The 9,532-nt window shown below is 60.9% G+C and carries 8 protein-coding genes; all 8 read left to right on the forward strand.

Annotated elements, in window-relative coordinates; all coding sequences use genetic code 11:
- Positions 1-32: 32 nt before the first annotated feature.
- Positions 33-1,070 carry a decarboxylating 6-phosphogluconate dehydrogenase gene (gene gnd / locus LAN64_07625; protein MBZ5567706.1) on the forward strand — a complete coding sequence of 346 codons (1,038 nt, stop codon included), beginning with the start codon at positions 33-35 and terminating at the stop codon, positions 1,068-1,070.
- Positions 1,071-1,114: 44 nt separating this feature from the next.
- On the forward strand, positions 1,115-2,647 hold the full coding sequence (gene zwf / locus LAN64_07630) for a glucose-6-phosphate dehydrogenase (protein MBZ5567707.1): 1,533 nt from the start codon (positions 1,115-1,117) through the stop codon (positions 2,645-2,647).
- Entirely contained in the window at positions 2,628-5,357 is a 2,730-nt protein-coding gene (locus LAN64_07635; GenBank protein MBZ5567708.1) for a glucosidase, read from the forward strand. The genes zwf and LAN64_07635 overlap by 20 nt, the downstream gene beginning before the upstream one ends.
- Positions 5,354-6,040, forward strand: coding sequence for an ROK family protein (locus LAN64_07640; GenBank protein ID MBZ5567709.1), 687 nt, complete (start codon positions 5,354-5,356; stop codon positions 6,038-6,040). The genes LAN64_07635 and LAN64_07640 overlap by 4 nt, the downstream gene beginning before the upstream one ends.
- Entirely contained in the window at positions 5,967-6,836 is an 870-nt protein-coding gene (gene pgl, locus LAN64_07645) for a 6-phosphogluconolactonase (protein ID MBZ5567710.1), read from the forward strand. The genes LAN64_07640 and pgl overlap by 74 nt, the downstream gene beginning before the upstream one ends.
- A gap of 10 nt (positions 6,837-6,846) precedes the next feature.
- Positions 6,847-6,993 (forward strand): hypothetical protein, encoded by a 147-nt coding sequence (locus tag LAN64_07650; protein ID MBZ5567711.1) that lies wholly within the window; start codon positions 6,847-6,849, stop codon positions 6,991-6,993.
- A gap of 54 nt (positions 6,994-7,047) precedes the next feature.
- Positions 7,048-7,743: an HAD family hydrolase gene (locus LAN64_07655; protein ID MBZ5567712.1), complete on the forward strand. Its 696-nt coding sequence runs from the start codon at positions 7,048-7,050 to the stop codon at positions 7,741-7,743.
- Between the two features lie 369 nt (positions 7,744-8,112).
- Entirely contained in the window at positions 8,113-9,378 is a 1,266-nt protein-coding gene (locus tag LAN64_07660) for a hypothetical protein (GenBank protein ID MBZ5567713.1), read from the forward strand.
- Positions 9,379-9,532 lie beyond the last annotated feature (154 nt).

Below are 9,532 nucleotides of genomic sequence, written 5' to 3' on the forward strand. Positions count from 1 at the left end.
CGTACGAGACTTGAAGAAGGAGCGCTTTCGTCATGCAAATCGGAATGATCGGTCTGGGCAGAATGGGCGCCAACATGGTTCGCCGCTTGCTCCGGGGTGGGCATGAGTGCGTGGTTTTTGACGCCAATGCCGGCAACGTCAAACAACTGGCGAGCGAAGGCGCCGTCGGCGCAAATTCGCTGGACGATTTTGCCCGCAAGCTGAAAACGCCGCGCGCGGTTTGGCTGATGCTGCCGGCCGCGGTCGTGGAGGGCACGCTCCAGGAGCTTGCGCCGCGGCTGCAGAAGGATGACATCGTCATTGATGGCGGAAACTCCTACTACATTGACGACATCCGGCGCGCCCAGGAACTGGGGCCCGCGGGCATTCACTACCTGGACGTGGGCACCAGCGGCGGCGTGTGGGGGCTGGAGCGCGGGTATTGCATGATGATTGGCGGCCCAACAGCGGCGGTGCAGCGGCTGGATCCGATCTTCAAGACACTGGCGCCCGGTCGCGGCGATCTGCCCCGCACCGCCGGCCGCGAAAAGGCGACGGGCACCGCCGAAGAGGGTTACCTGCACTGCGGGCCAGCCGGCGGCGGGCACTTCGTCAAGATGGTGCACAACGGCATCGAGTACGGCCTTATGGCGGCCTACGCGGAAGGTCTTGACATCCTCAAGCACGCCAATGCCGGCAAGCAAACCCGCACCGTGGATGCGGAAACCACGCCGCTGCGTAATCCCGAGCACTACCAGTACGACTTCTACCTGCCCGACGTTGCCGAGGTTTGGCGACGTGGCAGTGTGGTGGCGTCCTGGTTGCTCGACTTGACCGCCACGGCCCTGCTCGAGCAGCCGGACTTGGGCAAGTTCTCGGGACAGGTTTCCGATTCCGGCGAGGGCCGCTGGACGATCCAGGCGGCGATCGAGGAGGGCACTCCGGCCCCCGTGCTGACCGCGTCGCTGTATGAGCGCTTCAGCTCGCGCGGCAACGGGACCTTTGCCAACAAGCTGCTCTCCGCCATGCGCTTTCAGTTCGGAGGCCACGTGGAAAAGGAAAAGGAAAGGGATAAGCCCGCGGTCGCATAAAACAACGAGAGTTTCACCCTGTGGCTGGGAAGGAAAGAAACTTCATGGACCAGAATGTTTCGCAACCGGGGCGGGCTGCCGATCCCTGCGCCATGGTGATCTTTGGCGCCAGCGGCGACCTTACCAAGCGCAAGCTGCTGCCGGCGCTCTACAACCTGGCGGCGGTGAACCTGTTGCCGCGCCAGTTTGCCATCGTCGGGTTTGCCTATCAGGAGGGCACCACCGAAAGTTTTCGTGATCAGCTTACGCAGGACATGAAGGCACTCGCCACCAATCCCGTCGATCCGCGGGTGTGGGATTGGTTCCTCGAGCGCATTCACTATGTGCAGGGGGACTTCCAGGATGCTGCCGCTTATCAAAGGCTGGCCCTGCAACTGGCGGAAGTGGAGAAGGACCACGGCACCCATGGAAATCGTCTCCACTACCTCGCCGTGGCGCCCAAGTTCTTTGCGGAAGTGGTGCGGCAGTTGGGGGCTGCGGGCTTGGTGCAGGAAGACCAAGGCCGCTACAGCCGCGTGGTCATCGAGAAGCCCTTTGGCCGCGACCTGCAGTCTGCCCGGCAGCTCAACTACGAAATCAAGCAGGTCTTGCAGGAGAAACAGATTTACCGCATTGACCACTACCTCGGCAAAGAGACGGTGCAAAACCTGTTGGTATTTCGCTTCAGCAACAGCATCGCCGAGCCACTGTGGAACCGCACCCTGATTGACCACGTGCAGATCACCGCGGCCGAGACCGTCGGCGTCGAGCACCGCGGCGGGTACTACGAGACCTCGGGCGCGCTGCGCGACATGGTTCCCAATCACTTGTTCCAGCTCATGTCGCTGGTGGCGATGGAACCACCGATCTCCTTCGAAGCCGACGCCGTCCGCGACAAACAAGCCGAGGTGCTCCGCGCCGTCCAGCCTCCCACCCCGGAGGAAGTCGTGACCAAGATGGTGCGCGGACAATATGGGCCATCGTCGCGCGGGCCGGCGATGCCTGGGTATCGCGAGGAGCCGGAGGTTGCTCCCGATTCCAATGTGGAGACCTACGTCGCGCTGAAATTCATGATCGATAACTGGCGTTGGGCCGACGTTCCGTTCTATCTGCGGACCGGCAAGCGCCTGCCCAAGCGCGTCACCGAGATCGCCATCCACTTCCGGCGCACTCCCTTTGTGTTGTTTCGCAATACGCCGGTGAAGGACCTGCAAGCCAACAAGCTGGTGGTCCATATCCAACCGCGGGAAGGCATCTCGATCCAGATGGGCGCCAAGATCCCCGGGCCGGTCATGAACATCGGCCAGGTGAACATGGACTTCGACTATGCGCGCGAATTCCACAGTGCGCCCGCCACCGGGTACGAGCGCCTGTTGCACGACTGCATGCTGGGAGACCAGACCCTGTTCCAGCGCGCGGACATGGTGGAAACCGGATGGGGCGTGATCGAGCCGATCCAGGAGGTTTGGAATGCCTTGCCTGGACACTTCCCCAACTATGCCGCAGGTACGTGGGGACCTGACGCAGCTAACGCTTTGATCGACCGAGACGGACGTGAATGGAGGCAAATTGAAGAAGCTGCCGCAGCGGCCGCCTGAGGATGGCCTCGCAGAATCGTTGCGTCTGGAGGAGGACCGCCTCCGCCAGAAGAACTGGAAGCGCTGGGGGCCTTACCTGCCGGAGCGCCAGTGGGCGACCGTGCGCGAGGACTATTCTCCCTACGGCGGCTGCTGGGATTACTTCCCGCATGATCACGCCCGCAGTCGCGCCTACCGCTGGGGCGAAGACGGTCTGCTGGGCTGGTGCGATCGCGAGTGCCGACTCTGTTTCGCGCCCGCACTGTGGAACGGCAAGGACCCCATACTCAAGGAACGGTTGTTTGGGCTCACCAACAGCGAGGGCAATCATGGCGAGGATGTCAAGGAATGCTACTTCTACCTCGACGGAACTCCCAGCCACTCCTACCAGAAGGCGCTATACAAATATCCGCAAGCGGAGTTCCCGTATGCGCGGCTGGTTGCGGAGAACCGGAGCCGCTCGTCGCGGGATCCCGAGTTTGAACTGTTGGATACCGGCATCTTCGACGAAGACCGCTACTTTGATGTCTTCGTTGAATACGCCAAAGGCGGACCCAACGATACGCTCATCCGCATCACCGCCTATAATCGCGGGCCCGACGCAGCAGTGCTTCACCTGCTGCCCACGTTGTGGTTCCGCAACTCCTGGGTGTGGGGCCGTGTGGACGAGGATTTTCACGGCCAGCCCCGGTTGACGCGGCTGCACCGCAACACCATCCAAGCCGAACACCCCACTCTGGGCCCAATGTACTTTGTCGCCGGGCCGGGTCCATCGGGCGAATATCCTCCGCTGCTGTTCACTGATAACGAGACCAATTTCGTCCGTCTGTTCGGCACTCCCAACCCCACCCCCTACGTCAAAGATGGCTTTCACGAGTACGTCGTCCATGGCAGCAAGGATGCGGTTAACGAACAGGGCTGCGGGACCAGGGCCGCCGTGCACTACTGCCACGAGCTGCCCGCCGGCGGTGAAATGCGGGTGGAATTGCGCTTGTTCGCGCACGACGAGGCGCCGACCGCTCCGCTGGGCAAGGAGTTCAACAGAACTTTCAGCCTCCGCATCCGTGAGGCCGATGAATTCTACGGTGTGAAGCTTTCCACTTGCGCCAACGACGAGATCGCACGCGTCGCCCGTCAGGCCTATGCCGGCCTGCTGTGGTCCAAGCAGTTCTACGAATACATCATCCCGCACTGGCTAGGGGGGGATCCCAGGCAGCCTGCGCCGCCCGATCAGCGCAAGCAGCACCGCAACGCTCGCTGGCCGCACCTGCATTGCCGCGACGTGTTGATCGTCCCCGACAAGTGGGAGTTCCCCTGGTTCGCTGCCTGGGACCACGCCTTCCAACTGGTTACGCTTGCCGATATTGATCCTGAGATGGCCAAGCATCAGGCCATCCTGTTCCTGCGCGAGTGGTACATGCATCCCAATGGGCAACTGCCCGCCTACGAGTTCGCGCTGGACGACGTCAATCCGCCCGTCCATGCCTGGGCCTGCTGGCGCATCTACAAAATGACGGGCCGCCGCGGACAGCGCGACCGCGTGTTTCTGGAGCGCGCCCTGCAAAAGCTGCTGCTGAACTTCACCTGGTGGGTCAACTGCGAAGACCATAGCGGCAAGAACCTGTTCGCGGGCGGCTTTCTGGGCTTCGACAACATCGGCCTGTTTGACCGCTCCACGCCGCCGATGGGCGTCACCTACGCGCAGGCCGACGGCACCGCCTGGATGGCATTCTATTGCCTGACCATGCTGGCCATGTCGCTGGAGCTGGCGCTGTGGGATCCCGCCTACGAGGACATTGCCTCCAAGTTCTTTGAGCACTTTGTCGCCATCGCCGATGCCATGAACAATTTCCGCGGCACCGGCCTCTGGGATGAGCAAGACGGGTTCTACTACGACGGCGTCGAAATCAACGGCCACAGCGAGCTCGTGCGCGCGCGCTCGATGGTGGGACTGGTCACCCTGTTTGCCGTCGAGGTTTTGGAAGACACCGTCATTGACCGCCTGCCGGGCTTCAAGCAACGCATGAACTGGTTCCTGAAGAACCGGCCCGACCTCGGCCATCAGATCGCCTATGCGGTGCGCGGGGAAGACGGTGGCAAGGGGCGACGTCTGCTCGCCATCCCGTCACGGCAGCGGCTGGAGCGCGTGCTGCAATATCTTTTTGACGAGCGCGAGTTCCTCTCGCCCTATGGCATCCGCTCGCTTTCGGCGGCCCACCGCGAACATCCCTGTATCCTGCACACGGCCGCGGGCGACCTCCGCGCCGACTACACGCCCGGCGAATCCACCACCTCGGTGTTCGGAGGTAACTCCAACTGGCGTGGCCCGGTGTGGTTCCCGGTCAATTACCTGCTGGTCGAAGCGCTGCAGCGCTACCACCATTTTTACGGTGACAGCATCACGGTCGAGGTTCCGGTCGGCTCCGGCAACGCCATGAATCTTGCCGATGCGGCCTCGGAGCTTTCCCGCCGCCTGGTCCACTTGTTCCTTCCCGACAGCGATGGCCGGCGACCATGCCATGGCGAGCAAACCCGCTACAGCACAGACCCATACTGGCGAGACCTCGTCGTTTTCAACGAGTACTTCCACGGTGACAACGGCCGTGGTTGCGGCGCCAGTCACCAGACCGGCTGGACCGCGCTCGTCGTCCGCTTGCTCCAGAAGTTCGGGTCTGGGCGCCCGAGATCCGTTGCAAAACGAGCGAGATCTGCTTTGGTAGGCAAGGTATGAAAGTTCTGGTGATTGATATCGGTGGTACTCACGTCAAGATCTATGCCACCGGGCATCTGGAGGCGGTCAAACTTCCCTCCGGCCGAACGCTCACTCCCAAGAAGATGGTGAAGGCGGTGCGCGAAGCCACGGCCGGCTGGAATTACTCGGTCGTCTCCATTGGTTATCCCGGCCCGGTGGTGCATGGAAGACCGCTGCACGACCCGGTCAACCTTGGCGGCGGATGGGTTGGATTTGATTTCCAGAAGGCGTTTGGTTGCCCGGTCAAGATCATTAACGATGCCGCCATGCAGGCCCTCGGCAGTTATCGCGGCGGTCGGATGCTGTTTCTCGGTCTGGGTACCGGCTTGGGCTCCGCCCTGATTGTGGACGGCGTCCTCGAACCCATGGAACTCGCCCACCTGCCCTACAAGCATGGGCGCACGTTCGAGCAGCACGTCGGAGCTGCGGCCCTGAAGCGCCGGGGAGAAAAGAAATGGATCAAGACCGTCTACGAGGTTGTCGCCCAGTTGAAGAACGCCTTGCAGGCTGACTACGTCGTGCTCGGCGGAGGAAACTCCAAACGGCTTAAGAATCTGCCACCGGACACATGCGCCGGCGACAACGAAAATGCGTGCCAGGGCGGGTTCCGCCTCTGGCATTCCGAGACGCAGCGCACGCCGCTGGCTGCCGCGGGCGATTAACGGGGCGCCAATCGTGGAACGCGAAATACAAATCGTTTCCGACGCGGCCGCCCTTACACGGGCCGCCGCCGAGGTGTTCGCCGGCGCCGCGCAGCAGGCCGTTCAACAGAGGGGCAACTTCACGGTAGCTCTCTCGGGCGGTTCGACCCCGAAGGCCCTGTATTGCTTGCTCGCCACTGACGCGGAACTGCGCTCGCGTGTGCCCTGGCAACAGACCTATTTCTTCTTCGGCGACGAGCGGCACGTTCCGCCCGATCACGCCGACAGCAACTACCGTGCCGCTCACGAGGCCATGTTCAGCAAGATGTCCGTCAACGCGGGCCAGGTCTTTCGCATGAAAGGCGAGTATCCCGACACGGTCAAAGCCGCGGCCGAATACGAACATGCGTTGCGGGAATACTTTCATCTTTCGGCCGGCCGATTCCCCCGGTTTGACCTGATCATGCTGGGGATGGGTTCGGACGGCCACACTGCCTCGCTGTTTCCCGGCGCCAAGGCGCTTGAAGAACAGAAACGGCTGGTCACTTCCAGTTGGGTGGGAAAGTTTTATACCCACCGCATCACCATGACCGTGCCGGTGCTGAACAACGCGGCGTGCGTCATGTTCATGGCGCATGGACCGGACAAGGCGCCGCCCTTGAAGGCAGTCCTGGAAGGGCCGTACGAGCCCGCGCAACTGCCCTCCCAGTTGATCCGCCCGCAGCACGGAACGCTGTTGTGGCTGGTGGACGAATCCGCCGCCGGCCTTTTGGACCGCAGCACGCTGCGTCCGCCAAAGATTGCAGCGACAGGATAGGAGAGAGTGTATGGCTAACGATTTTTCCGGCGCGGTCGCCGCCGCCGTCGTCGACAAGTGGACAGGTGGCATGGGTCCAATCTCCGGCCGCAAGGCTTTCCAGCGCCCGATGGGGGATGGCACGGAATTGCTCCATGCCATCGAGGATGTGATTTGAACTCCAACATCACCGTGGCCTGAGGCGCCATTCGCCTCGGCGAGGATTTTCGCTATGCACAAGAATCTGGTCTTCCTGTTCGATGTGGACAACACGCTGCTCGACAATGATCGCGTTTCCGCCGATCTCAAGCGCCATCTGGAACGCGAGGTCGGACACGAACGGCAACAGCGCTACTGGTCGATCTTCGAGGAGCTGCGTTCCGAGCTTGGCTACGCTGATTATCTCGGCGCATTGCAGCGTTACCGCTCCAACTATCCTCACGATCCGAAACTGCTGACCGTGTCCCACTTCCTGTTGGAATATCCGTTCGCCAACCGGCTCTTCCCCAATTCGCTCGACGCCGTGGACCACGTCAAGCAGTTCGGACGCCCGGTAATCCTCTCCGACGGCGACGTCGTCTTCCAACCGCAGAAGATTTGGCGCTCCGGACTGCATGACGCCTTCGACGGCGCCGCGCTCATTTACATCCACAAGGAGCACGAGCTGGACGACGTTGAGGCACGCTACCCCGCCGATCACTACGTCCTGGTGGACGATAAGATTCGCATCCTGACCGCAATCAAGCGGGCTTGGGGGCAGCGTGTAACTACCGTGTTCCCGCGCCAGGGCCACTACGCGCTCGATGAAAAAGTCGTTAGCTCCTATCCTCCGGCTGACTACACCATCAATCGCATCGGAGAGTTAGTGAACTTGGATTTCCAGTGTCTTGCACAAGGCGGCGCCATGCAGGCAGGCGCCGCGGACTGACGCATGGTCATCGGCCCAAACTGGCCAAACTATGCGCCGGTGGTCTGAACTGCGGGCAACGCTCGACTGGAAATGCTGGCCGCAACGCTGCGCTCGCGGTGGTTTGCCTGAACAGACGCGATCCCCGGCTCGGGTTTGTCTGGCTGTCGTCCCGGCATAACTGCTGTTTCATCGGCGGTCACCACTGGGGGCTTGCTGCAAAGCGAAGGCAAGATTGTTCCAGTTGAGCTCCTGCCATACGGATTCGGCCAATTGAGTGATTAGACTCAGATGCTCGTCATAATTAGCGACCTTCACTTAACGGATGGGACCTCCGGCGAAACGATAAGATCCGGAGCATTCAAGGCATTCCGGGAGAGATTCCGAGACTTGGCCTATGACGGTTCTTGGAGAAGCGATGACGAATACCGACCGTTGGAGGGCATTGATCTGGTGCTGTTGGGGGACATCCTCGACGTGATCCGGTCCACCCGCTGGTGTGATGCGCCTGCCGAAGTTCGGCCTTGGGGCAAGCAGGACGATCCTCGTTTTGCCGCCATGGTCACCCAGATCACGGAAGACATCATTGCAAACAACCAAGACTCTCTCGATGTCTTCAAGAGCCTGCACGATCCCAAGATCATGAATGTCCCTCCGGCCACCCCTGAGGGCAAGGTTGCACTCGTTTCACGGGACCTGGACGCCCGCGAGCGAGTCCCCGTGCCCGTGAGAATTCACTATCTGGTGGGGAATCATGATTGGTTTTACCACCTCAGGGGCCCTGCATTCGACGACGTAAGAAAGCTGATCGCCGAAGCCATAGGCTTGGAGACCCCTGCGACCGCTCCTTTTCCGCATGATCCTTCCGAATCGGACCTATTGCAGCAGATTTATCGAGAGCACAACGTGTTCGCCCGCCACGGCGACATTTTCGACCCAAGCAATTTTGAGCACAGCCGCGACGCATCGTCGCTGGGCGATGCGATTGTCATCGAACTGCTGGACCGGTTTGGCGTCGAAGTGAGGAAGCGACTCGGAGGACAACTCCCAGACGCGTGCGAATCGGGGCTCAAAGAGATCGACAATGTCCGTCCTCTTTCCATAATGCCCATCTGGGTGGATGGATTAATCTCGAATACTTGCAGCTCCGACCTGGCGAACGAGATCAAGCAGATTTGGAACGAGATGGTGCACCAGTTTCTTGCGGTAGATTTCGTAAGATCGCGGCCTTTTGCGAGTTCGGCATTGTTGAAACTGGGATTCGAAATCTCCACTGAGGTGCCGCTGGCGGGCTTGAGTGACGTGGCAGCGTGGTTCAGCGCGAAGTTTGGGGGGCATCCAGCGAGTTACTATCCCTACGCCCTGCACGAGGCTGCGTTTGCCCAAGGCTGGGCGAAGTTCATCGTCTACGGACATACTCACCACTACGAACTGGTGCCTCTGCAGTCGGCTCAACGAGCGGGGAGGTCTGTAGACCAGATATATATCAATTCGGGAACCTGGCGGCCTGTCCACGAACTGGCGCAATTCCACCCCAGCCAGAAGCACTTTGTGGGTTATCACGTTATGACCTACTTGGCGTTTTTCAAGGACAACGAGCGAAAGGGGCGGGCCTTCGAAAGCTGGTCTGGCGCGCTCGATTCGTCTGTTGTCTGATGACATACCCGACGCTGGAGAGTGTCCCGCTTTTAGTTGGAGGTTGAAGAGCGGCGCTCGGGATCATGTTACGCGACCTCCTGCTTAGTCGCAGCTTTTTCTGTTTCTCCTCTTCCTAGGATTGCTCTCAGTTGCCAGATGTCCTTCCAGCCCA

This window comes from Terriglobia bacterium (genome assembly GCA_020073185.1).
Classification (GTDB): Bacteria; Acidobacteriota; Terriglobia; order Terriglobales; family Acidobacteriaceae; genus JAIQGF01.

Bases quoted from the DNA above. Each gene is read 5' to 3' on its own strand.
- LAN64_07640 (MBZ5567709.1), top strand. From the start codon at position 5,354: ATGAAAGTTCTGGTGATTGATATCGGTGGTACTCACGTCAAGATCTAT.
- LAN64_07650 (MBZ5567711.1), top strand. From the start codon at position 6,847: ATGGCTAACGATTTTTCCGGCGCGGTCGCCGCCGCCGTCGTCGACAAG.
- zwf (MBZ5567707.1), top strand. From the start codon at position 1,115: ATGGACCAGAATGTTTCGCAACCGGGGCGGGCTGCCGATCCCTGCGCC.
- pgl (MBZ5567710.1), top strand. From the start codon at position 5,967: ATGCGTGCCAGGGCGGGTTCCGCCTCTGGCATTCCGAGACGCAGCGCA.
- LAN64_07655 (MBZ5567712.1), top strand. From the start codon at position 7,048: ATGCACAAGAATCTGGTCTTCCTGTTCGATGTGGACAACACGCTGCTC.
- gnd (MBZ5567706.1), top strand. From the start codon at position 33: ATGCAAATCGGAATGATCGGTCTGGGCAGAATGGGCGCCAACATGGTT.